This is a genomic window from Yersinia sp. KBS0713, assembly GCF_005937895.2.
In the GTDB taxonomy this organism is placed as follows: domain Bacteria; phylum Pseudomonadota; class Gammaproteobacteria; order Enterobacterales; family Enterobacteriaceae; genus Yersinia; species Yersinia bercovieri.
On sequence record NZ_CP042173.1, the window covers coordinates 2,017,591 to 2,041,487 of the forward strand.

Here is a 23,897-nt window from a genome sequence, read left to right on the forward strand (position 1 = left end):
GTTTTGAATTATCAGTTGATCACCACCAATGATGCGTTGCAGCAGGTCTGCGAACAAGCCCGGAAACATGCTCATGTCGCGCTGGATACTGAGTTTGTCAGAACACGCACTTACTATCCGCAGTTGGGCCTGATTCAACTGTATGACGGTGAACAACTTTCACTGATTGACCCTTTGCCAATTACTGAATGGCAACCCTTCCGCGAGCTACTGCAAGATCTGGCTGTCGTGAAATACCTGCACGCTGGCAGCGAAGATCTTGAGGTGTTTTTAAATGCCTTCGACAGAATGCCGACGCCGATGATTGATACGCAAGTACTGGCCGCATTTTCGGGACGTTCGCTATCTTGTGGCTTTGCTATGTTGGTCAATGAGTTTGAAGGTGTTGAGTTAGATAAAAGTGAATCTCGTACCGATTGGATAGCCCGGCCATTAAGCGAAAAGCAGTGTGATTACGCGGCTGCTGATGTGTTTTACCTGTTACCGCTGGCGGCTAAATTAGTTGAAGCGACCGAAGCCGCCGGGCGGATGGATGCGGCTAAAGATGAGTGTCAGCTGTTGTGCCGTCGTCGTAGTGAGACACTGGACCCAGAACTCGCCTATCGTGAGATTACCAATGCCTGGCAGCTACGAGGGCGTCAGTTGGCATGTTTACAGAAACTGGCCGCATGGCGTTTGCGTCAGGCACGTGAGCGCGATTTGGCGGTGAACTTCGTGGTGCGGGAAGAGAACCTTTGGCAAGTAGCCCGCTATCAGCCCACTTCGCTAGGTGAGCTGGACTCCTTGGGGCTGAGTGGGCAGGAGATTCGCTATCACGGTCGCACCTTATTGGCGCTGGTCGCTGAGGGTAATACAGTACCTGAAGAGCAACTGCCGCCACCGGTCGCTAACCTGATTGACCAGCCCGGCTACAAGAGAGTTTTTAAAGAGATTAAAGCGCTAATTCTGTCGGTCAGTGAGCGCTCTGGCCTAAGTAGCGAATTACTGGCATCACGCCGTCAAATAAATCAACTCCTCAGTTGGCATTGGAAATTGAAATTATCAGAGACTCAGCCTGAACTATTAAGTGGTTGGCGTGGTGATTTGTTATCTACGGAATTGACCGAGATTTTACAGCACTATTAATGATATTCAGGGTGGGGGAGACTTCACTCTGGTTATTTCAGTTTTTAATTCATCAGGGCTTTATGAACAACTGAAATAGAGATTAAGAATTTTCTTGTTTTAGTGGGGATGTCTATTTAATTGCGGCGATGTAGCTGGATATATATACAGTCAATAGGATGGCCATCCGCTATAGATAACTAGCACTGTAAATAAACACCCCTGTAAATGAATACAGGGGTTAGTTATTGCGAAGACATCATTTAGGTGTTTCTTCCGTTTCCGGTAATGTCACGTTAAGTTCAAGCACCGAAATATCATCCCCTTTCTGCTCAAATTGCACATGCAGCATTTCAGGTTCGATCTGGATATATTTACAAATAACCGCCAAAATATCGCGTTTTAAGTCAGGCAAATAGTGGGGCGCACTGTCCCCACGACGACGTTCAGCGACGATAATTTGCAGCCGTTCCTTGGCTATATTGGCTGTCGGTTTTTTGCGGGACAGAAAAAAGTCTAACAAAGCCATGGTTTATCCCCCAAAAAGGCGTTTCAGGAAGCCCTTCTTCTCTTCTTCGATGAAGCGGAAGGGGCGTTCTTCTCCTAGCAGACGGTCAACGGTATCGTCATAAGCTTTACCAGCATCTGACTCTTTGTCCAGAATCACAGGCTCGCCTTGGTTCGAGGCACGCAGTACTGACTGGTCTTCTGGTATAACGCCAACCAATGGGATCCTCAGAATGTCGAGGACATCTTCCATGCTAAGCATATCGCCGCGATTAACGCGCCCTGGGTTGTAGCGGGTCAACAGCAGATGTTCTTTAATCGGATCTTGGCCATTTTCGGCACGACGCGACTTAGATGACAGTATCCCGAGGATGCGGTCTGAGTCACGAACCGAAGAGACTTCAGGGTTGGTGGTAATGACTGCTTCATCGGCAAAATAGAGTGCCATCAAAGCGCCGCTTTCGATGCCGGCAGGAGAGTCACACACCACGAACTCGAAGTTCATTTCGCCAAGATCATTCAAAATCTTTTCAACACCCTCTTTGGTCAGGGCGTCTTTGTCACGGGTCTGAGAAGCGGGCAGGATATACAGATTATCTGTGCGCTTATCTTTTATTAATGCTTGGTTCAAGGTGGCATCACCTTGAATGACATTAACAAAATCATAAACGACACGGCGCTCGCATCCCATAATTAAATCTAAATTCCGTAGGCCGATATCGAAATCGATAACCACGGTTTTTTTACCTTTTTGGGCCAAGCCGGTTGCGATAGCCGCGCTTGATGTGGTCTTGCCAACGCCCCCTTTACCCGATGTAACAACAATAATGCGTGCCATGAAATGGATTCCTTGTCAAAAGGGCTTAATTTAAAGGTTGTATAGTTAGTGCGTTATCCAGCAGATGCAGACGTGCGGCCTGACCAAAATAGTCACGCGGAATCTGATCACTCAACCAGTACTGCCCTGCGATAGAGACTAGTTCAGCACCCAGATGCGTGCAAAAAATCTGGCACTGGGCATCACCGGATGCACCTGCTAGCGCACGGCCTCGCATCATTCCATAGATATGAATATTGCCGTCGGCAATTAATTCAGCACCGGCACTGACACTGCTGATAACAATCAAATCGCAATTACGAGCATAAATTTGTTGGCCAGAACGGACTGGCGTGTTGATGATTCGAGTCTTGGTCGGAACGTTTTCTGGCGGGCTGATAACTGGCTCGGGCGCCCTTTTCTGGCCTTTCCCCTCACTCAGTAATGGTAAGCCTGCTCGTGCTATCGCCCGTTTTTGACGCTCATCTTGACAACCACTGATGCCAACAATACGCAGACCTGCTGAGGTGACAGCCTGTTGGATATCTTTCCAGTTAGCACCGTTAGGTAACGTTGCAACGTTAATCACAACAGGGGCGTTTTTCAGAAAAGCGGGAGCTTGATCCACCTTTTCCTGCAATGCCTGACGGATTACCTCCGGTCGTGAATCATGTAAATGAATGACCGAAAGGGTAAAACTACTGCCTTTTAACTCAATTGGCGATTGTGACATCTATCCTGACTCAGTTTCAGCTACGTTTAATCCCCAGAATATCATTCGGGGGTACAATATTCTGATGTTCCTAAGCATGTTATAGGTAATATAAAAATAAATCTATCCGTATCAATATATTGAAATCTTAAGGTCAGAATGACAGCAATCAGACAAGAAATTACAGCATAACTTCTGCTTATTCGCTAGCCCTGAACCGTCTATATTTGGCTGATATCACTACCATTCTAGATTTGTGTATTTTTTCAACAATGAAATTCACTTAGTACCGGTTTTGCTACGCCGATAAAATTCGTTATTTCTATCAAATATGGCGAATTCTTTATCATGCGGCGTGTTTTTTATAAAATAGAGTAATAGCGCATCACTATTATCGGTTTCGTGAAATATTTCTCAGTGCTATTTCGGAAAAATCTGACTAAGTCATCTGTAAATCCAGATATCGCGAGAGTGTGGTATAGCTTGGCATGTTATAATTTTCAGCTACCATACCATTTTACTATCGAATTCGACCAATAGAGTCCAGAACATGCTTTGTGCTATTTATAGAAGCCCGAAACGGGATCAGACTTACCTCTATATTGAAAAGAGAGATGATTTTTCGCGAGTGCCGGCTGAGCTGCTCGCCAGTTTTGGCAAACCGCAATTTGCGATGCAACTGGCATTAAACAGCCGTAAAACCTTAGCAACCGCGGATATCGAAAAAGTGAAAAGTGCGCTTGTTGATCAGGGCTTTTATCTGCAAGTTCCGCCCCCGCCAGAGAGCTTGTTGAAAATGCATTTGGGCGAAAGCAAAGCATCATCCTAATATGAAGGCTTTCACCTTCCTCAGTGAGTTGCGGTCTAGTGAGGAGGGGCTTTTACCTTGATTGAGGCCATAAGCTAAATTGCGGGCGGACTTCAATATTGAGTTGGCGTGATAGTCGCTCTATGCCATAGTCGTTTGACTGCGGTGTCGGGGCTATCAGGATGTAAATTCAGGAGAGGCAGTATGTATCAACATAGAGACTGGCAAGGGGCTTTGCTGGATTTTCCAGTGAGTAAAGTGGTTTGCGTAGGCAGCAACTATGCAGAACATATTAAAGAGATGGGGAGTACAGCCTCAGTTGAACCGGTTCTGTTTATCAAACCTGAAACGGCGTTATGTGACATTCGCCAGCCAGTGTCGATCCCCAAAGAGTTTGGAGCAGTACACCATGAAGTTGAATTGGCTGTTTTGATCGGTACGCCGTTAAAACAAGCCAGCGAAGATAGGGTGGCTCGTGCGATTGCGGGTTATGGTGTGGCGCTGGATTTAACTTTGCGCGAGCTGCAGGCGGGTCTGAAGAAGGCCGGCCAGCCGTGGGAGAAAGCCAAAGCATTTGATGGCTCTTGCCCGATCTCTGGTTTTATTCCTGTAGCTGAGTTTGGTGATGCACAACAGGCTGAATTGTCCCTGACTATTAACGATGAAATTCGTCAGCAGGGTAATACTCGCGACATGATTACCCCCATCATTCCGCTGATAAGTTACATTAGCCGCTTCTTTACTTTGCGGGCTGGCGATATTGTTTTGACGGGCACCCCACAAGGGGTTGGGCCGATGAAGTCGGGCGATATGCTTAAAATAATGCTTAATGGCAAGACCTTGAACACCCGCATAATCTAACCAAATCCCTGCCGCTTATGCCCTTTGGCTGGGCGGCAAGGCTTGCATCTGACCGCTAAAGCGTCTATAACGACCCGCTCATTTATCTACACCGGATACCGATATGTCACAACTTCCTTTTTGGCAACAAAAAACACTCGCTGAGATGTCAGATAGTGAATGGGAATCACTGTGCGACGGTTGCGGCCAATGCTGTTTGAACAAACTGATTGATGAGGACACTGATGAAATCTACTTCACCAATGTGGCCTGCGATCAGCTCAATATTAAAACCTGCCAGTGCCGTAACTATGAGCACCGCTTTGAGTTGGAAGAGGATTGCATCAAGTTAACTCGCGAAAATCTGGTCACTTTTGATTGGTTACCGCCAACTTGCGCCTATCGGCTCATCGGCGAAGGTCGTGGCTTACCCCAGTGGCACCCGCTAATCACCCATTCAAAATCCGCCATGCATGGCGAACGTATCTCAGTACGCCATATTGCGGTTCATGAAAGTGAAGTGATCGACTGGCAAGATCACATACTTAATAAACCTCAGTGGGCCAGATAACACTTACCTATTGATAGGTTAGGTGTGGCATACTAGCGCCGAAATTTAACCAAGAAACTTAATAAAATGAAATATTCAACGTTAGCCGCTGTCATCATCGGCATCTCCGCGACTTTAGGTAGTGTTTCGCATCAGGCTCTGGCGGGTGGGACTTCATTAATTAACCTTGATTGCCAGCTGAAAGAGGGGAGTCGTCTCTCTGCGGTGTTGGATGGTCCTAATCAACAATTGACCATCGATAAGTCGGTATTTCAGTTCGTAAAAGTGAATCCGGAAGGTCAGGGTGAGTCATTAATCTTCCAGAAAGCAAATAGTCAGGATCAGGTTATTGCCTCCCTCAATATATCTGCATTGCCAATTCGACTGGCTATTGTTGATGGTGAGCAGGCTAACCAGTACATTTGCACACATACCAAAGCTTAATTCGCTTATCATCAGATTGAGATGAGGCTGCCTAAAGGGTGGCCTTTTTTAGTTGTGCGACCTTTTTTATCTATAAATCTGATTAAACCAATGGATGGATTAGTCCCTAGTTGACGTTAAAGTTACCCACAAAGTTGTAAAGTGAGTCCTCTATCTAGAGAGTTAAATAGCTTGATTGATAACACCGCGATAATTTCTGCTACTGCAATTATTGAGAAGGGGGCGGTGATTGGTGCGAATGTACAAATTGGTCACTTTTGTCACATTGGCGCTCAAGTCACTATTGGTTCTGGCACGGTACTTAAATCACATATTGTCATTAATGGTAATACCGAGCTTGGCTGTGACAATAATATTGGACAATTCTCCTCCATCGGTGAGGTTAATCAGGATCTTAAATATCAGGGTGAAGATACTCGGGTTATTATTGGTGATCGCAATTTGATTCAACAAAATGTCACCATTCATCGCGGCACAATACAAGGTGTTGGTATAACGCGCATCGGTGATGATAATAATCTGATGAGTCACGTGCATATTGGCCATGACTGCGTAATAGGCAGCCACTGTTTATTAGAGTCAAATGTGGGGTTGGCGGGGCATGTTGAGGTCGATGATTTCGCCATTATTGCCGCCGCAAGTGCAGTACATCAGTTTTGTGTTATCGGCACTTATGCGCTAGTCAACACCGGTTCCTGTGTGGTGCAAGATATCCCGCCTTATGTTATTGCTGAAGGTAATCGTGCTGCGCCCGTGGGGGTCAGGGATTTGGCGATGGGGCCTGATTGGCTGGATAGTTGCGACTGGCAAGCAGTTAAAAATGCCTATCAGCTTATTTATCATACCGGTAAGCGGGTGGCGGAGGTGAATATTGAAATTGAACTTCTCGCGAAAGAGTGGCAAATACTGCACGCCTATAAGCCTTTCTTTTCCCGCTCGGCACGGGGCATTATTCGTTAATTAATCGTGGAACGGGTATTTATTAAAACCAATGGCGCCGAGTGGCGCCATTGATAGATAAAGATATGTATAAAAACTATCGGCCAAACAGATCGCGTCTTTTCGGTTTAACGAATTGGCTGATCAGAACTAATAGACCAATCACTAAATACGCAGCAAAGATCCCTACCAACCACTGTGGCATTTCTAATGACAGAAATTCCCACTGTTTTACTGAGCAGTCGCCACTGGCAACAAATACCGCAGGTAACCATTTATCCAATGGTAACCAAGAAGGGAAGCTGACAAAGAAATCACAGGTTGTGAAAGGTGAAGGGTGCAGTTGCAGCATGGTGTGAACCCAGGCTAGTTGAACCCCTCGCCATGCGCTGTAGATCCAGATAAAAATAGCCAGATAGCGCAGTGGTGATTTGGGCGCAATCGCACCCAACAACGACGCACCAAGAATGCCGAATAAAGCAGCACGTTCGTAGATACACATTACGCAAGGCTGTAACAACATCACGTGTTGAAAATAGAGCGCAATCAATTCTAGTGCAAGTGCAGTCAGGGCCATTAATAGCCAAGCACCGCGCCCTTTAGAGCAGCGGTTAAGGAATTGCAACATATCTTTATTTTCCATGCAGTAAGCAATTGTACCGGCAGTGTAAACCAAATCATCTTTGCTGCCAGCTACCCAAAGGTAAAATTAGCCAAAAATCAGCGATTTCTCGCGCGTGACAACCTATCACTGGCATAAATTTTACTTTGGGTGAGATATTGGTTTGTTTTGCCAGCTCATAATTCCCCGAAGTTAATCAACGCCCTTCGTAGCGAGGAAAAGTGTAGAACTGGCTGAGACTATTATGCAAGTAATCAGTGTGTGATGCTAACCCCTGCCACGATATGAGGCAAACTTATCCAGCCATTTTGTGTCATCCATTCTGTTACTGGGACTAATAAATATTCAACACCCAACAGACCGACAATGGTCATCACGATGGTATAGGGCAGAGCCATATACACCATACGACCATACGAAAGGCGAATAAGTGGTGCCAGCGCGGAGGTCAGCAAGAACAGGAACGCGGCCTGACCATTAGGGGTGGCAACGGAGGGGAGGTTAGTCCCGGTATTGATGGCGACCGCCAGAAACTCAAACTGCTTAAGTGAAATAACGCCATGTTCAAACGCGGTACGGGCCTCATTGATATAGACGGTGCCGACAAAGACATTATCCGAAACCGAGGAGAGCAAGCCATTAAACAGATAAAACAGTGATAACTGTGCTGATGGTGAGGCCTGCAACACAAACTGTATAATGGGGGTGAATAGACTTTGCTCAATGATTACTGCGACTACCGCGAAAAAGACGGTGAGCAGCGCGGTAAACGGCAACGCCTCCTGAAAGGCTTTACCCAGGGCATGTTCATTAGTGATACCACAGAGCGAGGTGGCGAGAATAATCACCGATAACCCGACCAACCCCACTTCGGCGATATGTAGTGCCAACGCCAGAACCAACCAAACACCAATCAGTGCTTGAGTCAGGAGTTTTGCCTTCTCCTGCCGGCTGCGTTTTGCGCTGGCTTGCTTATCGTAATCGGTCAGTACCTGGCGAACACGGTCAGGTAGCTCGGCACCATAACCAAAGAGTTTGAAGCGCTCGACCAGCAGGCAGACCAGTAATCCGCAGCACAATACTGGCAGTGTGACGGGTAGCATTCGTATAAAGAACTCAGCAAAATTCCAGCCGGCACTTTTGGCGATAATAAGATTCTGTGGCTCACCGACCATGGTCATCACACCGCCCAGTGCCGTGCCTACACCCGCATGCATCATCAGACTGCGTAAAAATGCCCTGAATTGCTCCAGCGTTTTACGATTCTCTTGATTATCGATCCAGCTGTCATCGGTAATGTCTTTATCGGTATGATTCGATGCAACATGGTGATAAATAGTATAAAAACCAACGGATACGCTAATGACTACCGCAATAACGGTTAATGCATCCAGGAAGGCAGAAAGAAAAGCGGAGGCGATGCAGAAGGCTAATGAGAGAACTATTTTTGAACGGATATTCAGTAAAAGTTTAGTAAATACAAACAGTAGCAACTGCTTCATAAAGTAGATGCCCGCTACCATAAATACCAGCAGTAACAGCACTTCCAGATTGCTGGCAATCTCTTCTGCAACTTGATGTGGGCTAGTCATGCCGATGGCAATGGCCTGAATGGCTAATAATCCACCCGGTTGCAGGGGATAACATTTTAGTGCCATTGCCAGCGTAAAGATAAACTCAATCACCAGCATCCAGCCAGCGATAAACGGGCTGACAAAGAAAAACACCAGCGGGTTAATGATAAGAAACCCGACAATGGCCAATTTGTACCAATCCGGTGAGTTGCCGAGAAAGTTCTTGAGTACCGCTTGTCTAATGGTCATATCCATTGTGAATTATGGTCTCCTTAAATAAATTATTATGGCGCTATTGGCATTCAAAGTTACGTTTTACTTTACGTCATTCATCTAAAAGCAATGCGTATAGTCTGCCCATCATTACATCTGCACAATTTTTGCAACTTTATGACTACTTTCAACGTTTGTACGATTCTGGCGCTATATCAGGGTAGAGTCGTCTGGTATGATGAGCGCACTAAATCGCTGATATGTATCGCTACGGAACGTCAAAAATATGGTTATAAAGGCGCAAAGTCCTGCCGGTTTCGCGGAAGAGTATATTATTGAAAGTATTTGGAATAATCGCTTCCCTCCAGGCACTATTTTGCCCGCGGAGCGTGAACTTTCAGAGCTAATTGGAGTGACCCGCACAACATTGCGCGAAGTGCTGCAACGGCTAGCCCGCGATGGCTGGCTCACTATTCAGCATGGTAAACCGACGAAAGTAAACAATTTTTGGGAGACATCCGGTCTCAATATATTGGAGACACTCGCGCGGCTTGACCACGATAGCGTTCCACAATTGATAGATAACTTACTGGCTGTTCGAACTAATATAGCGACTATTTTTGTCCGGACTGCAATTCGCAATCATCCAGAAAAAGCGCAGGAAATTCTGGCGCAAGCTCTGACGGTTGATGACAGCTCAGAGGCATTTACTGCACTGGATTACGGCATTTTCCGTGGGTTGGCTTTCGCTTCAGGTAATCCGATTTATGGTTTGATCCTCAATGGCATGAAAGGGCTCTATACCCGCGTTGGGCGTTACTACTTCTCCAATCCTGAGGCCCGCAAGCTGGCACTAACCTTCTACAGCAAGCTGTCGTCACTCTGTGATGAGAAAGCCTATGATCAGGTGCTGGATTGTCTGCGAGCTTATGGCAAAGAGAGCGGGGCTATCTGGCACAGTATGCAAGGTACCATGCCAAGTGATTTGGCGGATGCTCGCCGTTAGGTACAAGTACAGTTAAACAGAACAACAAAGGGGGCATTCAATGCCCCTTGAGGTTAATGACAAAGCTGCTGATAGCTCAGTGAGTGAAGGGGTTACCGCACCTAGGGGCACGTCGGTGGCTCACGCCACTTCGACCCCAACGGCACGATCCCCCTTCATTTGACTTTTTTCATGCAAAACTTCCCCTTATCGCGTTAACCCCCTACTATCTATGCCTAATCATGGATATCAGACATTTTCAGGTAAATCCTGAGGCGATGGCCGAGAATATAATGCAGACCCACCCACTATTTACCGCACTCCAACAGCGGCAACAACAGCGTGATCACCGTTACCTCTGGGGCTTGATGGTGATGCTGCTATTGGCGCTGGTCGTCAGTTTGTGTGCCGGTGATGTTTGGATTTTGCCGACTCAGTGGCTGAGCGACAGCGGGCAACTATTTGTTTGGCAGTTGCGTTTGCCCCGAGCATTAGCGGTGATGATGGTTGGCGCGAGTCTTGCCGTCTCCGGTGCGGTGATGCAGGCACTGTTCGAAAATCCATTAGCCGAGCCGGGCTTATTAGGGGTAGCCAATGGCGCGGGGGTAGCGCTGGTGATGGCCGTGTTACTGGGCCACGGGCTGCTGCCCATCTGGTTCTTAAGTGCTTGCGCGATTGCCGGGGCCCTATTTATGACTGTGCTTCTGCTCGGATTCGCCCGTAGACGATTACTGACCAACGCCCGTCTGCTACTGGTTGGCGTTGCCTTAGGGATTGTTTGCAGCGCCATTATGACGTGGGCTGTCTACTTCAGCACCAGCTTGGATTTACGCCAATTAATGTATTGGATGATGGGCGGGTTCAGCGGGATTGACTGGCGCCATCAAGGGTTGGTTATTGCGCTACTGCCGATTGTCATATGGCTCTGTTGCCAAGGGCGAGTACTTAATTTTATGTCACTGGGTGAACAACAAGCCAGACAACTGGGTATTCCCCTCCACTTATGGCGGAATTTATTGGTGCTGGCTATTGGTTTACTGGTCGGTATCAGTGTTGCTTTAGCTGGCGTGATCAGTTTTATTGGTCTTGTTATCCCCCATATTTTACGATTGACTGGCTTAACCGACCAACGGCGTCTATTAGTGGGTTGTGCTTTGGCGGGCGGCGGGATACTGCTATTGGCTGATGTTATCGCGCGTATCGCTCTATTCTCGGCAGAATTACCCATTGGCGTGGTCACCGCGACACTCGGCTCGCCGCTATTTATCTGGTTGCTGACACGGGTGAAAAGTGTAAAGTGATCGGCCTGTTACCCATTCATATTATTGTCAGTTTATCTGTTTTTCATTGCTGAATAAGGGGCCTTCCTGATGAGTAATCCAATTTATTCCATCCCAGTCAACACCATTGATCATCAATCGGTGCAACTAGAAAAGTATAAAGGTTCGGTTCTGTTAGTGGTTAATGTGGCCTCTCAGTGTGGTCTGACTAAGCAGTATGAAGGGCTAGAGAGTCTTTATAAAACCTATCATGGGCAAGGTTTTGAGGTCTTAGGTTTCCCCAGCAATGAGTTTGCCGGGCAGGAACCGGGCAGTGATGAGGAGATCCAGGCTTTTTGCCGCGGGACATTTGGTGTTGAATTCCCGATGTTCAGTAAAATCGAAGTCAATGGCCCACAACGGCACCCACTCTATCAGCAGTTGATCGCCGCTAAATCGGTGGCGGTAAAACCTGAAGGGAGCGAGTTTTATCAGCGGTTAGCGAGCAAAGGGCGTGAGCCAAAACAAGCGGGTGATATTCTATGGAATTTTGAAAAGTTCCTGATTAGCCGCGATGGCGTGGTGCTTGAGCGCTTTGCGCCTGATATGACGCCAGAAGATCCGCTGCTGATTGCCGCCATTAAGCAAGCATTGGCTAGTCACTGATTTACGGATGAAAAAGTCATTTTGAAGCTATTGCAGCTCAGCAATCTCAGTGTAGATACCCGCCTTGCACCTTTTTCTACTCAGGTGACTGCTGGGCGGCAAATTCATGTGATTGGCCCGAATGGGGCAGGGAAAAGCACCCTGCTGGCAGCAGTAGCGGGCCTATTACCTGCGGCTGGAGATATTGTGCTGGCGGGTAAATCTCTACCTCTCTATTCAGGGCATGAATTGGCCCGGTTGCGGGCCTATTTAAGCCAACAGCAGTCGGCGCTGACCATTATGCCGGTTTTCCAATATCTTGCGCTTTATCAGCCCGCAGGGGTTGACCCAGATGCGGCAGCGGCGACGATTGGCTATCTCTGCAGCCAATTACGCCTGAGCGACAAACTCCGACGAATGCTGTCACAGCTCTCCGGTGGTGAGTGGCAACGTGTTCGTTTGGCGGCGATATTCTTGCAAGTGTGGCCAGATATCAATCCCGAGAGTCAATTGTTGCTGCTTGATGAGCCTTATACGGGCTTAGATGTGGCGCAAAAAGTGGCGCTAGATGAATTGCTGCATAAATTTTGTGCGATGGGTCGTAGCGCAATTATCACGGCCCATGACCTTAACCATACCTTGCAGCAGGCCGATCAGGTGTGGTTAATGGCGGGTGGAAAGGTGCTTGCCCAAGGGGAGACTCAGCAGGTAATGCAAACCGCTACCTTATCGGAGGTATTCGAAGTCGACTTCCAAATTCACAGTTTTAATCAGCAGAATTGGATTATTACAAAAAAGATTTAAGAGTTGCGCTGACTTATTCCTCTCTATCGCTAGCAAATAATCAATATTCCATATTTATAATCTCTAATTATAATTATTATAGCTTTCACCTCAATATTTTCTAAGCAGCCTAATTAATTGAGTGGTCACGATAAAAGAGTGCCATCTATTTTATTATAGTTTTGATTTTTTTGGATAAATCTCAATCTGATATTTATGGTTATTATTTTGAATATATCCGCTAAACCCTCTTTTCTTAAGGTTCGTTTAAGGTTAATGAACTAGAGTTTCCCCCTAGTAGCTCACGACTCTATCTGAGTGGCGTTTAGTTTTCGTTAACTTATTCGGGCCTATAGTTGCCAGAAGCGCAAAGTACTCTAGGGATTTATTAATGCAGAATTTTTTGCCTTTTTCGCGCCCAGCGATTGGCAGCGACGAAATTAACGCGGTAGTCAAAGTGCTAGGTTCTGGTTGGATCACCACCGGCCCACAGAATCAGCAGTTAGAAACGGATTTTTGCGCGACGTTTGGCTGCAAACATGCGGTCGCCGTCTGCTCTGCGACTGCGGGGATGCATCTCACGCTGATGGCGCTGGGGATTGGTCCGGGCGATGAAGTGATTACGCCGTCACAGACTTGGGTGTCAACCCTAAACATGATCGTGCTACTCGGCGCGGAGCCGGTGATGGTTGATGTCGATCGCGACACGTTAATGGTCAGCGCCGCCGATGTTGCAGCGGCTATTACACCAAAAACCAAAGCTATTATCCCGGTACATTACGCCGGCGCACCCTGTGATCTTGATGCTTTGCGAGCTATTGCTTTGCAACGAGGGATTCCATTGATTGAAGACGCGGCCCATGCTGTTGGGACTCGCTATAGAAATCAATGGATTGGCGAAAAAGGTACGGCTATTTTCTCCTTCCATGCTATCAAAAATATCACCTGTGCTGAAGGTGGCTTAATTGCGACTGATGATGATGAGTTAGCGGCGAAAGTTCGTCGGCTTAAGTTTCATGGTTTGGGCGTGGATGCTTTTGATCGTCAGGTTCAGGGCCGCAGCCCACAGGCTGAAGTTGTCGAACCGGGCTATAAATACAATTTATCGGATATTCACGCCGCTATTGCCGTGGTGCAACTCCAGCGCTTAGCTGCAATCAACGCCCGCCGTCAGGAGCTTGTCGCTCGCTATCATGCGGCATTAGCGGGTTCTCCCTTGCAACCACTGGCTGTTCCTCACTATCCCCATCAACATGCATGGCATCTATTTATGGTCCGCGTCGACGAGGAGCGTTGTGGTCTTAGCCGTGATTCGCTGATGGCGCAACTGCAAGAGTTAGGGATTGGCACGGGCTTACATTTTCGTGCGGCACATACCCAAAAATATTATCGCGAACGTTTCCCACAGCTGAATTTACCTCATACCGAATGGAACTCTGCCAGATTATGCACATTGCCCCTTTTCCCCGACATGCTGGATAGCGATGTTGATCGGGTGGTTGATGCACTGACAACTATTATAGGGCCGCACCGTGTTACAAAATAAAGCGATCAAGAAAGTCTCCGTGGTTATCCCGGTTTATAACGAGCAAGAGAGCTTGCCGGTATTAATTGAGAGAACATCGGCGGCCTGTAAATTACTCACTCAACCTTATGAAATTATTCTGGTCGATGATGGCAGCAGTGATAACTCCGCCGATATTTTGACTGTGGCGGCTAATGAGCCTGATAGCTGCATCATTGCGGTTTTACTTAATCGCAACTATGGCCAACACTCGGCGATTATGGCGGGATTCAATCAGGTCAGCGGTGATCTGGTGATTACTCTTGATGCTGATCTGCAAAATCCGCCAGAAGAGATCCCTCGGCTGGTCACTGTGGCGGAAGAGGGTTATGACGTTGTCGGCACCGTGCGCGCCAACCGTCAGGACTCGCTGTTTCGTAAAACGGCCTCCCGCATGATCAACATGCTGATTCAACGGGCGACGGGGAAATCAATGGGGGATTATGGCTGTATGTTACGAGCTTACCGCCGCCATATTGTCGAGGCAATGTTACACTGTCACGAACGCAGTACCTTTATTCCTATCCTGGCAAATACCTTTGCCCGCCATACCACTGAAATTACTGTTCATCATGCTGAACGTGAATTTGGCGACTCAAAATATAGCCTGATGAAACTCATCAATCTGATGTATGACCTGATTACCTGCCTAACCACGACGCCGCTACGTCTGCTCAGCTTGGTCGGCAGTGTCATTGCACTCTCTGGCTTCACGCTGGCGGTGCTGCTGGTGGTTTTGCGTTTGGTCTTTGGCCCCGAATGGGCCGGCGGTGGTGTCTTTACGCTATTTGCCGTGCTGTTCATGTTCATCGGTGCTCAATTCGTCGGTATGGGGCTACTCGGTGAATATATCGGCCGTATTTATAACGATGTACGTGCACGCCCACGTTATTTCATACAGAAAGTGGTCGGCGGTGAGCAGACCGAAAATAATCAGGAAATAGAAAAATGAAAGCGATTGTATTTGCCTATCATGATATTGGCTGTGTAGGTCTGAAAGCACTGGTTGACGCGGGTTACGATATTCAGGCGGTATTTACCCATACTGATGATCCCAATGAAAATCGCTTTTTTACTTCAGTGGCGCGTGTCGCCGCTGATTTAGATTTACCGGTATTTGCGCCGGAAGATGTTAATCACCCATTGTGGATTGAGCGTATTCAGCAATTGCAACCTGATATCATATTCTCTTTCTATTATCGCAATATGCTTTGTGACGATATATTGTCATTAGCACCACGCGGCGCATTTAATTTACACGGCTCGCTGTTACCTAAATATCGTGGCCGTGCACCTATTAACTGGGCGCTGGTGAAGGGGGAGAGTGAAACAGGTGTGACCCTGCACCAAATGGTAAAAAAAGCTGATGCAGGCCCGATAGTGGGTCAATATAAAGTTGCCATTAGCGATGCAGACACCGCATTAACATTACATGGAAAAATGCGTGATGCTTCTCAAAATTTATTAGGTGATTTATTGCCTAAAATGAAAGAAGCGCCACTGCCTCTGACGCCACAAAATGAAGCTGAAGCCAGCTATTTTGGCCGTCGTACTGCAGCAGATGGTGAGATTCATTGGCATCAGTCAGCATCAGCTATCAATAATCTGGTGCGTGCCGTAACAGAACCTTATCCCGGTGCTTTCAGTTATCTTGGCCAGCGTAAACTGATCATCTGGCGCGCCCGTCCACTGGATATGGCCCACGGGAAATTGCCCGGCACTGTGCTGTCGACGTCACCACTGATTGTTGCTTGTGGTGAAGGGGCATTGGAGATTGTGACCGGTCAAGGTGAAAGTGGTTTGTACGTTCAGGGCAACCGCCTGGCACTCGAGATGGGTATTGTCACTGACGTGCGTTTAGCCAGAAAACCAAGCAAAACCCTAAAACGCCGGACCCGCGTGTTAATTCTCGGCGTGAATGGCTTTATCGGGAATCACTTAACCGAGCGCTTATTACGCGATGACCGTTACGAAGTTTATGGTCTGGATATTGGTTCTGACGCCATTAGCCGCTTCCTGAATAACCCCTATTTCCATTTTGTGGAGGGGGATATTAGTATTCATTCCGAATGGATTGAGTACCACATTAAGAAGTGTGACGTTATTTTGCCACTGGTTGCTATTGCTACACCGATCGAATATACCCGCAATCCACTACGGGTGTTCGAATTAGATTTTGAAGAAAATCTGAAGATCGTGCGCGACTGCGTTAAATACAATAAGCGTATTGTCTTCCCATCCACATCTGAAGTTTATGGTATGTGTGATGATAAAGAGTTCGATGAAGATAGTTCACGACTGATTGTGGGGCCGATCAATAAACAGCGCTGGATCTACTCCGTCTCTAAGCAGTTGTTGGACCGCGTGATTTGGGCCTATGGCGCGAAAGAAAATTTAAGATTCACCCTGTTCCGTCCTTTCAACTGGATGGGGCCGCGCTTGGATAATCTTGATGCTGCGCGTATTGGTAGCTCCCGCGCCATTACTCAGCTTATTTTAAATCTGGTCGAAGGCTCACCGATTAAACTGGTTGATGGTGGTGCGCAAAAACGCTGCTTTACCGATATTCATGATGGCATTGAAGCGCTATTCCGTATTATTGAGAACCGTGATGGATGCTGTGATGGTCAGATTATCAACATTGGTAACCCAACCAATGAAGCCAGTATTCGTGAGTTAGCTGAAATGCTGTTGAGTAGCTTCGAAGAGCATGAGTTACGCGGCCATTTCCCGCCATTTGCTGGCTTTAAAGATATTGAAAGCAGTGCCTATTATGGGAAAGGCTATCAGGACGTAGAGTACCGCACGCCAAGTATTCGCAATGCGCGCCGCATTTTACACTGGCAACCTGAAGTCGCCTTGCAACAAACCGTCACCGAAACCTTGGATTTCTTCCTGCGTGGCGCAGTACTTGAACTGAACGAAAGCTCAAAGGACGATCATCACGTATGAAGCAAGTTGGCCTGAGGATTGATGTTGATACCTACCGTGGCACCAAGGAAGGCGTACCCTCACTGTTGGCCGTATTGGCAAAGCATGATGTTAGCGCCAGCTTCTTCTTTAGTGTTGGGCCGGATAACATGGGGCGCCATTTATGGCGTCTTTTCCGACCGCGTTTTCTGTGGAAAATGCTGCGATCTAACGCCGCCTCACTTTATGGCTGGGATATTTTACTGGCCGGTACCGCCTGGCCGGGTAAAAAGATAGCTGAAGACCTTGGGCCAGTGATGAAAAGCACGCTACAGGCGGGGCATGAAGTCGGCTTACACGCATGGGATCACCAAGGCTGGCAGGCTAAAGTTGCGTCGTGGTCAATGCAGCAACTGGCGGAGCAGGTGCAATTGGGGGTGGATGCATTAGAACGGAGCATTCAGCAGCCGATTACCTGCTCCGCAGCTGCGGGTTGGCGTGCCGATGAACGTGTTTTAGCGGTAAAACAGCCATTTTCTTTCCGTTATAACAGCGATTGTCGTGGTACCCACCCCTTCCGGCCACAACTGCCAGATGGCAGCTTAGGCAGTGTCCAGATCCCCGTCACTTTACCGACTTACGATGAAGTGGTGGGGAGTGAGGTTCGCGCTGAAGATTTTAATGATTTTATTATTGCCGCCATGTTACGTGACCAGGGGGTGCCGGTTTATACCATCCATGCCGAGGTTGAAGGGGGGGCTCAGGCTCAGATGTTTGAGCAGTTATTGATTCGAGCAAAAAAACAGAATATCCAGTTTTGTCCTCTCAGCGAACTATTACCCGAGAATTCGGATTTATTACCTGTGGGTAAAGTTGTACGTGCAGCCTTTCCAGGTCGAGAGGGCTGGTTAGGATGTCAGACAGATATAAAGGGTGCAGGATGAGACTGTTAAAAGGAAGTGGAGCGGTAGTGCTGTCGCTATTTTTTGCTCTGGTATATCTATTACCGGTCAATAGCCGGCTATTTTGGCAACCTGACGAAACGCGCTATGCAGAAATTAGCCGGGAGATGTTGCAACGTGGTGACTGGATTGTACCGCATCTACTGGGCATCCGTTATTTTGAGAAACCCATCGCGGGATATTGGTTTAATAATATTAGCCAGTGGATATTTGGTGACACCAATTTCGCCGTCCGGTTTGGCTCAATTTTTAGCACCGCGCTGAGTGCCATATTAATCTACTGGCTGGCGACGTTATTATGGCGTAATCGTGCTACGTCACTGTTGGCGACACTAATTTATCTCTCTATGTTGCTGGTGTTTGGTATCGGGACTTATGCGGTACTGGACCCAATGATCTCATTGTGGTTAACCGCCTCAATGGTCTGTTTTTATCTCACACTGCGGGCAGAGACGTCGACGCAGAAGGCTGGAGCATATCTGCTGCTCGGCCTTGCTTGTGGGATGGGTTTTATGACCAAAGGTTTTCTGGCGTTGGCGATCCCCGTCATCTCTGTACTGCCCATAGTGATACAGCAAAAACGGGTAAAAGAGCTGCTTATTTTTGGCCCAATCGCGATAGTGAGTGCGGTGCTATTGAGTTTGCCGTGGGCATTGGCAATTGCACAACGCGAGCCTGATTTTTGGCACTACTTCTTCTGGATTGAGCATATTCAACGCTTTGCCGAGAAAGATGCGCAACATAAAGCCCCATTCTGGTACTACCTGCCGATATTGTGCCTGGGTGTTTTACCCTGGTTAGGGCTATTGCCAGGAGCACTTCTCAAGGGGTGGCGTGAACGTGTAGCACGACCTGAGCTGTTCTTTTTACTCAGTTGGGTACTGATGCCGTTGCTATTTTTCAGTGTGGCAAAGGGGAAGCTGCCGACCTATATCCTGCCGTGTATGGCACCGCTATCCATGCTGATGGCCGCCTATGCGACAGATTGTGCCAACAACTTGCGAATGCGTGCGCTCAAGATTAATGGTGTCATCAACTTCCTGTTTGGATTGGTTTGTGCATTGGCGGTGCTGGTTATCGACGTGGGGCTAGTGAGTGGTCTGGTGGCTTACGGGCCGCAAGAGCATCAAAAAGTGGTACTTGCAACAGTTGCCTTTGCCGGCTGGGGGCTGGTGGGCTTGATAACCTGGCGCAATGATGCGCGTCATTGGCGCTGGGCGGCGGTGTGCCCATTACTGTTTGTTTTACTGGTGGGATATTTGATCCCGCAACAAGTCATTGATTCCAAACAGCCACAAAACTTTATCAAGCATAATTTTAGCGAACTCAATAGCAGTCGCTACGTGCTGGCCGACAGTGTGGGGGTGGCTGCGGGATTAGCATGGCAATTAAAACGTAGCGATATACTGATGCTCAGTGAGAAGGGTGAACTGACCTATGGGCTGAACTATGCTGACAGCAAAAACCAGTTCGTCAGCGGCGAAGATTTCAGTCAATGGCTGGCTAGGGCAAGGCAGCAAGGGGATGTATCTTTGGTGATGCAACTATCTCGCGATGAGGCAATTCCGGCCTATTTACCGGCAGCAGATAAGGTTAACCTGATGAATCGTTTGGCACTTTTGTGGTACAAAAAGGCACCATGACAAGTTACCTGCTATTGGTCATGGTCAGTTTATTGACCTGCGCGGGCCAATTGTGTCAGAAACAAGCCGCGCAATGCTGGGAGCGGTCGCCGAAAGCGCGGCTGGCCCCGACACTGCGCTGGCTTGCCGCCGCCATCATGCTGCTCGGTTTGGGGATGTTGCTGTGGTTACGGTTACTGCAACATCTGCCGCTGAGTGTGGCCTATCCGCTACTGAGCTTTAATTTCGTGCTGGTCACGCTGGCCGCACAGCTGTTTTATGGCGAGAAGGCGACATCCCGCCATTGGCTAGGGATTGCCACCATTATGTTTGGCATCCTATTAATAAGTTGGCGCTGATGAAAGGCTATCTGTGGGGCATTGGCAGCGTGATGCTGGTGACTGTGGCCCAGTTAATGCTGAAGTGGGGCATGATGCATACCCCGTTGATCTCATTGGCTGATATTAATTTCGAATTCTTAGCCAATCACCTAAGCCAACTCATCGCCGTCATCTGTGGGCTGACGGGCTATGCTTTATCAATGTTGTGCTGGTTTTTTGCGTTAAGATACCTGCCGCTCAATCGAGCCTATCCGTTACTGAGCCTTAGCTATGCACTGGTCTATCTGGCCGCCGTACTGCTGCCTTGGTTTAATGAACCCGCGACTTTACTGAAAACCATGGGGGCAGTTTTTATTCTGCTGGGTATCTGGTTGATAAATACTAAGCCGATAAAAGGCGCTTAAACCTATTATCTCATTCATATCACTTGTTTTTTCCATACTCGATAGCTAAATTAACCCTACTGGTGCCTTTCGCTAGCCAGATATAACGTCAAACAGTTCACTGTGCGGCGAATTGGCTAAGCCTCACCCTGGGTGGAATATCGATGCGGATGCGTTTTTGGATCTTTCTGATCAGCATGATTCTTGCTGGCTGTAGCAGCCATGCACCGGCACCCAGTGGCCACTTGTCTGATTCTATTGTGGTGGTTGCCAAACTGAATGAGCAGTTACGTCAATGGGAAGGCACGCCGTATCGAAATGGCGGGCTGGATCAAGGTGGCGTTGATTGTTCTGGCTTTGTTTACCGCACCTTCCGCGATCGTTTTGATATGCAATTGCCCCGCACCACAGTGGCACAAACCACGTTAGGGACTAAAGTCTCTCGTGATGATCTGATGCCCGGCGATTTAGTCTTCTTCAAAACCGGCAGTGGGCAGAATGGGTTGCATGTTGGCATTTACGATACCAATGACGAATTCATCCATGCCTCAACCAGTAAAGGCGTTATCCGCTCATCACTGGAAAATGTGTACTGGAAACGTGTCTACTGGCAAGCGCGTCGCATCTAAATAGGGTATTGCATCAATAGGCTGAAGCTGAAGATATCACTGTGGGTTATGCTATCTTAGTGGCTGCTTATTCTGGTTCGGAGCCCTGTTTATGTCATCCCTGCGCTTACTCATTTCTGATTCTTATGATCCCTGGTTTAATCTGGCAGTAGAAGAGTGCATTTTTCGCCAAATGTCTCCGGATCAGCGGGTACTGTTTTTGTGGCAAAATTCTAATACCGTGGTCATCGGTCGCGCTCAGAATCCGTGGAAGGAGTGCAATACACGGCGCATGGAACAAGATGGCGTGAAGCTGGCGCGCCGCAGCAGTGGCGGCGGGGCGGTATTTCATGATTTGGGCAACAGCTGCTTCACTTTTATGGCCGGTAAACCGGAATACGATAAAACAATATCAACTCAAATTATTCTCAATGCCTTGGCCTCGCTAGGGATCCAGGCCACAGCTTCCGGGCGTAATGACTTAGTGGTGGTTAAGGGGGATGGTGAGCGCAAAGTTTCGGGTTCCGCTTACAAAGAGACCAAGGATCGTGGTTTTCACCATGGCACGCTATTACTGAGCGCTGACCTCAATCGTTTAGCTGATTACCTGAATCCCGATCCCAAAAAATTGCAGGCCAAAGGCATTACCTCAGTGCGCTCCCGAGTCACCAATTTGGTGGAGCTGTTGCCGGGAGTTAACCACCAGCAGATTTGCGCCGCCATTAAGCAGGCATTCTTCGATTATTACCATGAAGAAGTCGCCGCAGAGATAATCTCGCCACAAGTTTTGCCAGACCTGCCCGGCTTCACTGAACAATTTGCCAAACAGAGCAGTTGGGAGTGGAACTTTGGCCAAGCCCCGGCTTTTAGCCATTTAGTCGATACTCGCTTTGTTTGGGGCGGAATTGAGCTACATTTTGATGTATTACACGGTGCGATTGATCGCTGCCAAATATTCACCGACAGTTTGAACCCAGCCCCGCTGGAGGCGCTAGCAGAACGGTTACAAGGCGTGAGCTATCGCCCCGAGGCCATCCATGCGGTCTGCCAGCAGTTAGGTGCTGATTTCCCTGAGTCACAGGCTGAGCTGCTGCAAGTTCGCCACTGGCTGGCGGAGGTATTACGCTGATGTTACCTGCTAACACCCCACAATTTAACAACAGCTACGGGCAACAACTGAGCGGTTTCTACACCCATTTGCAGCCAACGCCATTAACAGGGGCACATTTGCTCTATCACAGTGAGCCACTGGCGCAAGAGTTAGGGCTTGATGCCAGTTGGTTTAGTGGCCCGAAAGCGGCTATATGGGCAGGTGAGGCGCTATTACCGGGCATGGAGCCGCTGGCGCAGGTCTATAGCGGCCACCAATTTGGCGTATGGGCGGGGCAGCTTGGTGACGGTCGTGGTATTTTGCTGGGGGAGCAGCAACTGAGTGATGGCCGCAGCATGGATTGGCACTTGAAAGGCGCGGGCTTGACCCCCTATTCGCGTATGGGAGATGGGCGCGCAGTGTTGCGCTCGGTGGTGAGAGAGTTTTTGGCCTCCGAAGCCTTGCACCATCTGGGGATACCCAGCAGTCGTGCATTGACCATCGTCACCAGCAATCATCCGGTTTATCGTGAGCAACCAGAGCGCGGGGCGATGCTACTGCGGGTGGCAGAAAGCCATGTGCGCTTCGGCCATTTTGAGCATTTCTACTATCGACAGCAGCCTGAGCAGGTCAAACAGCTGGCCGACTATGTTATTGCCCGCCACTGGCCGCAGTTGGTCGGGCTGGCGGAGGGTTACCTGTTGTGGTTTACCGATGTGGTCAAGCGCACCGCCCGCTTAATGGCCCATTGGCAAACGGTAGGTTTCGCCCATGGCGTGATGAATACCGATAATATGTCGATTCTCGGCATAACCATGGATTATGGCCCATTTGGTTTCCTTGATGATTACGTCCCCGGCTACATATGCAATCACTCCGATCATCAGGGGCGTTATGCTTTTGATAATCAGCCGGCGGTCGCACTGTGGAACTTGCACCGCTTAGGGCAGGCGTTGTCCGGTTTGATGTCGGTAGATCAATTGCAACTGGCGCTGAATGCTTATGAGCCAGAACTGATGGCGGCTTATGGTCAGCAGATGCGCGCCAAATTAGGTCTCTTTGACAGCGGCAGTCAGGATAACGACCTGCTGACGGCACTATTGAGCTTGATGAGTAAAGAGGGGCGCGACTATACCCGCACCTTCCGCTTGTTGAGTGAGGTTGAGATCCATTCGGCACAATCGCCACTGCGGGATGATTTTGTCGACAGAGCTGCTTTTGACAGTTGGTATAGCCGCTATCGTGCACGTTTGCAGCAAGAGTCAGTGGATGATGCACAGCGCCAGCAGGCGATGAAAGCGGTTAATCCTAAATATATACTGCGCAACTATCTGGCACAGCATGTGATTTCTCATGCTGAGAAAGATGATATTCAGCCGTTACAGCGCTTACATCAGGCGTTGCAGCAACCTTTTGCCGATCAACCTGAGTTTGATGACCTGGCGGCATTGCCGCCGGATTGGGGAAAACATCTGGAAATTTCCTGCTCCAGTTAAGAGGCAGGGAGATATACCCTGCCACCTGAGGTTATTGACAAAGTCGCCTGAGCGGAGAGAATAAGCAGGTCGTCAAGACGCCGTAAAATCATCCCTGATGGCTCGAACCGCGCCATTCC

25 protein-coding genes are annotated in these 23,897 nt (G+C 48.4%); 20 read left to right on the top strand and 5 right to left on the bottom strand.

Annotation, left to right across the window (positions count from 1 at the left end; all coding sequences use genetic code 11):
- Nucleotides 1–3: 3 nt before the first annotated feature.
- The gene (gene rnd / locus FFE93_RS09415; RefSeq protein WP_032896268.1) at nucleotides 4–1,125 is read left to right on the top strand and encodes a ribonuclease D; all 1,122 of its coding nucleotides are present in this window, start codon (nucleotides 4–6) and stop codon (nucleotides 1,123–1,125) included.
- A 238-nt stretch (nucleotides 1,126–1,363) separates the two neighbouring features.
- Here the strand turns inward: rnd and minE are convergent, their stop codons facing one another.
- Genes minE through minC form a run of 3 tightly spaced genes read right to left on the bottom strand, consistent with a single transcriptional unit; the run spans nucleotide 1,364 to nucleotide 3,161 of the window.
- A complete protein-coding gene (gene minE / locus FFE93_RS09420) occupies nucleotides 1,364–1,633 on the bottom strand; it encodes a cell division topological specificity factor MinE (protein ID WP_004874203.1) in 270 nt (89 codons plus the stop codon).
- A 3-nt stretch (nucleotides 1,634–1,636) separates the two neighbouring features.
- Nucleotides 1,637–2,449, bottom strand: a complete 813-nt coding sequence (minD, locus tag FFE93_RS09425) for a septum site-determining protein MinD (RefSeq protein WP_004874204.1) — start codon at nucleotides 2,447–2,449, stop codon at nucleotides 1,637–1,639.
- A gap of 25 nt (nucleotides 2,450–2,474) precedes the next feature.
- Entirely contained in the window at nucleotides 2,475–3,161 is a 687-nt protein-coding gene (gene minC, locus FFE93_RS09430; protein ID WP_005270226.1) for a septum site-determining protein MinC, read from the bottom strand.
- Between the two features lie 529 nt (nucleotides 3,162–3,690).
- Here minC and FFE93_RS09435 point away from each other — a divergent pair.
- The 5 genes from FFE93_RS09435 (at nucleotide 3,691) to lpxA (ending at nucleotide 6,742) form a co-directional block, all read left to right on the top strand.
- On the top strand, nucleotides 3,691–3,969 hold the full coding sequence (locus tag FFE93_RS09435) for a YcgL domain-containing protein (RefSeq protein ID WP_032896144.1): 279 nt from the start codon (nucleotides 3,691–3,693) through the stop codon (nucleotides 3,967–3,969).
- A 183-nt stretch (nucleotides 3,970–4,152) separates the two neighbouring features.
- Complete coding sequence (locus tag FFE93_RS09440) at nucleotides 4,153–4,809, top strand: fumarylacetoacetate hydrolase family protein (RefSeq protein WP_005270231.1); 657 nt, start codon at nucleotides 4,153–4,155, stop codon at nucleotides 4,807–4,809.
- Between the two features lie 103 nt (nucleotides 4,810–4,912).
- A complete protein-coding gene (locus FFE93_RS09445) occupies nucleotides 4,913–5,359 on the top strand; it encodes a YcgN family cysteine cluster protein (RefSeq protein ID WP_005270233.1) in 447 nt (148 codons plus the stop codon).
- A 66-nt stretch (nucleotides 5,360–5,425) separates the two neighbouring features.
- Nucleotides 5,426–5,782, top strand: a complete 357-nt coding sequence (locus tag FFE93_RS09450) for a hypothetical protein (protein WP_005270235.1) — start codon at nucleotides 5,426–5,428, stop codon at nucleotides 5,780–5,782.
- 171 nt (nucleotides 5,783–5,953) lie between these two features.
- Nucleotides 5,954–6,742 (top strand): acyl-ACP--UDP-N-acetylglucosamine O-acyltransferase, encoded by a 789-nt coding sequence (gene lpxA, locus FFE93_RS09455; RefSeq protein ID WP_049600161.1) that lies wholly within the window; start codon nucleotides 5,954–5,956, stop codon nucleotides 6,740–6,742.
- A gap of 76 nt (nucleotides 6,743–6,818) precedes the next feature.
- Here the strand turns inward: lpxA and dsbB are convergent, their stop codons facing one another.
- Both dsbB and nhaB read right to left on the bottom strand, forming a co-directional pair.
- On the bottom strand, nucleotides 6,819–7,349 hold the full coding sequence (gene dsbB / locus FFE93_RS09460; RefSeq protein ID WP_032896271.1) for a disulfide bond formation protein DsbB: 531 nt from the start codon (nucleotides 7,347–7,349) through the stop codon (nucleotides 6,819–6,821).
- 248 nt (nucleotides 7,350–7,597) lie between these two features.
- On the bottom strand, nucleotides 7,598–9,172 hold the full coding sequence (gene nhaB, locus FFE93_RS09465) for a sodium/proton antiporter NhaB (RefSeq protein ID WP_005270240.1): 1,575 nt from the start codon (nucleotides 9,170–9,172) through the stop codon (nucleotides 7,598–7,600).
- Nucleotides 9,173–9,416: 244 nt separating this feature from the next.
- On the opposite strand from nhaB, the gene fadR reads away from it, so the two are divergent.
- The 14 genes from fadR (at nucleotide 9,417) to FFE93_RS09540 (ending at nucleotide 23,778) form a co-directional block, all read left to right on the top strand.
- Nucleotides 9,417–10,136 (top strand): fatty acid metabolism transcriptional regulator FadR, encoded by a 720-nt coding sequence (gene fadR, locus FFE93_RS09475; protein WP_005270241.1) that lies wholly within the window; start codon nucleotides 9,417–9,419, stop codon nucleotides 10,134–10,136.
- A gap of 272 nt (nucleotides 10,137–10,408) precedes the next feature.
- Nucleotides 10,409–11,416 carry a vitamin B12 ABC transporter permease BtuC gene (gene btuC, locus FFE93_RS09480; protein WP_032896274.1) on the top strand — a complete coding sequence of 336 codons (1,008 nt, stop codon included), beginning with the start codon at nucleotides 10,409–10,411 and terminating at the stop codon, nucleotides 11,414–11,416.
- A gap of 69 nt (nucleotides 11,417–11,485) precedes the next feature.
- A complete protein-coding gene (locus tag FFE93_RS09485; protein WP_049600164.1) occupies nucleotides 11,486–12,040 on the top strand; it encodes a glutathione peroxidase in 555 nt (184 codons plus the stop codon).
- 21 nt (nucleotides 12,041–12,061) lie between these two features.
- The gene (gene btuD, locus FFE93_RS09490) at nucleotides 12,062–12,823 is read left to right on the top strand and encodes a vitamin B12 ABC transporter ATP-binding protein BtuD (RefSeq protein WP_049600167.1); all 762 of its coding nucleotides are present in this window, start codon (nucleotides 12,062–12,064) and stop codon (nucleotides 12,821–12,823) included.
- Between the two features lie 370 nt (nucleotides 12,824–13,193).
- On the top strand, nucleotides 13,194–14,348 hold the full coding sequence (arnB, locus tag FFE93_RS09495; RefSeq protein WP_005270249.1) for a UDP-4-amino-4-deoxy-L-arabinose aminotransferase: 1,155 nt from the start codon (nucleotides 13,194–13,196) through the stop codon (nucleotides 14,346–14,348).
- Nucleotides 14,335–15,318, top strand: a complete 984-nt coding sequence (gene arnC, locus FFE93_RS09500) for an undecaprenyl-phosphate 4-deoxy-4-formamido-L-arabinose transferase (RefSeq protein WP_032896148.1) — start codon at nucleotides 14,335–14,337, stop codon at nucleotides 15,316–15,318. The genes arnB and arnC overlap by 14 nt, the downstream gene beginning before the upstream one ends.
- Nucleotides 15,315–17,318 carry a bifunctional UDP-4-amino-4-deoxy-L-arabinose formyltransferase/UDP-glucuronic acid oxidase ArnA gene (gene arnA / locus FFE93_RS09505; protein WP_032896151.1) on the top strand — a complete coding sequence of 668 codons (2,004 nt, stop codon included), beginning with the start codon at nucleotides 15,315–15,317 and terminating at the stop codon, nucleotides 17,316–17,318. The genes arnC and arnA overlap by 4 nt, the downstream gene beginning before the upstream one ends.
- Nucleotides 17,315–18,220, top strand: coding sequence for a 4-deoxy-4-formamido-L-arabinose-phosphoundecaprenol deformylase (arnD, locus tag FFE93_RS09510; RefSeq protein WP_138775064.1), 906 nt, complete (start codon nucleotides 17,315–17,317; stop codon nucleotides 18,218–18,220). The genes arnA and arnD overlap by 4 nt, the downstream gene beginning before the upstream one ends.
- On the top strand, nucleotides 18,217–19,881 hold the full coding sequence (gene arnT, locus FFE93_RS09515) for a lipid IV(A) 4-amino-4-deoxy-L-arabinosyltransferase (RefSeq protein WP_138775065.1): 1,665 nt from the start codon (nucleotides 18,217–18,219) through the stop codon (nucleotides 19,879–19,881). The genes arnD and arnT overlap by 4 nt, the downstream gene beginning before the upstream one ends.
- On the top strand, nucleotides 19,878–20,219 hold the full coding sequence (arnE, locus tag FFE93_RS09520; protein WP_138775066.1) for a 4-amino-4-deoxy-L-arabinose-phosphoundecaprenol flippase subunit ArnE: 342 nt from the start codon (nucleotides 19,878–19,880) through the stop codon (nucleotides 20,217–20,219). The genes arnT and arnE overlap by 4 nt, the downstream gene beginning before the upstream one ends.
- Nucleotides 20,219–20,605: a 4-amino-4-deoxy-L-arabinose-phosphoundecaprenol flippase subunit ArnF gene (gene arnF, locus FFE93_RS09525; RefSeq protein ID WP_005270260.1), complete on the top strand. Its 387-nt coding sequence runs from the start codon at nucleotides 20,219–20,221 to the stop codon at nucleotides 20,603–20,605. The genes arnE and arnF overlap by 1 nt, the downstream gene beginning before the upstream one ends.
- A 143-nt stretch (nucleotides 20,606–20,748) precedes the next feature.
- Nucleotides 20,749–21,213 (top strand): NlpC/P60 family protein, encoded by a 465-nt coding sequence (locus FFE93_RS09530; RefSeq protein WP_005270262.1) that lies wholly within the window; start codon nucleotides 20,749–20,751, stop codon nucleotides 21,211–21,213.
- Between the two features lie 91 nt (nucleotides 21,214–21,304).
- Nucleotides 21,305–22,321 (top strand): lipoate--protein ligase A, encoded by a 1,017-nt coding sequence (locus FFE93_RS09535; protein WP_057646743.1) that lies wholly within the window; start codon nucleotides 21,305–21,307, stop codon nucleotides 22,319–22,321.
- Nucleotides 22,321–23,778 carry a protein adenylyltransferase SelO gene (locus tag FFE93_RS09540; protein WP_005270264.1) on the top strand — a complete coding sequence of 486 codons (1,458 nt, stop codon included), beginning with the start codon at nucleotides 22,321–22,323 and terminating at the stop codon, nucleotides 23,776–23,778. The genes FFE93_RS09535 and FFE93_RS09540 overlap by 1 nt, the downstream gene beginning before the upstream one ends.
- Nucleotides 23,779–23,897 lie beyond the last annotated feature (119 nt).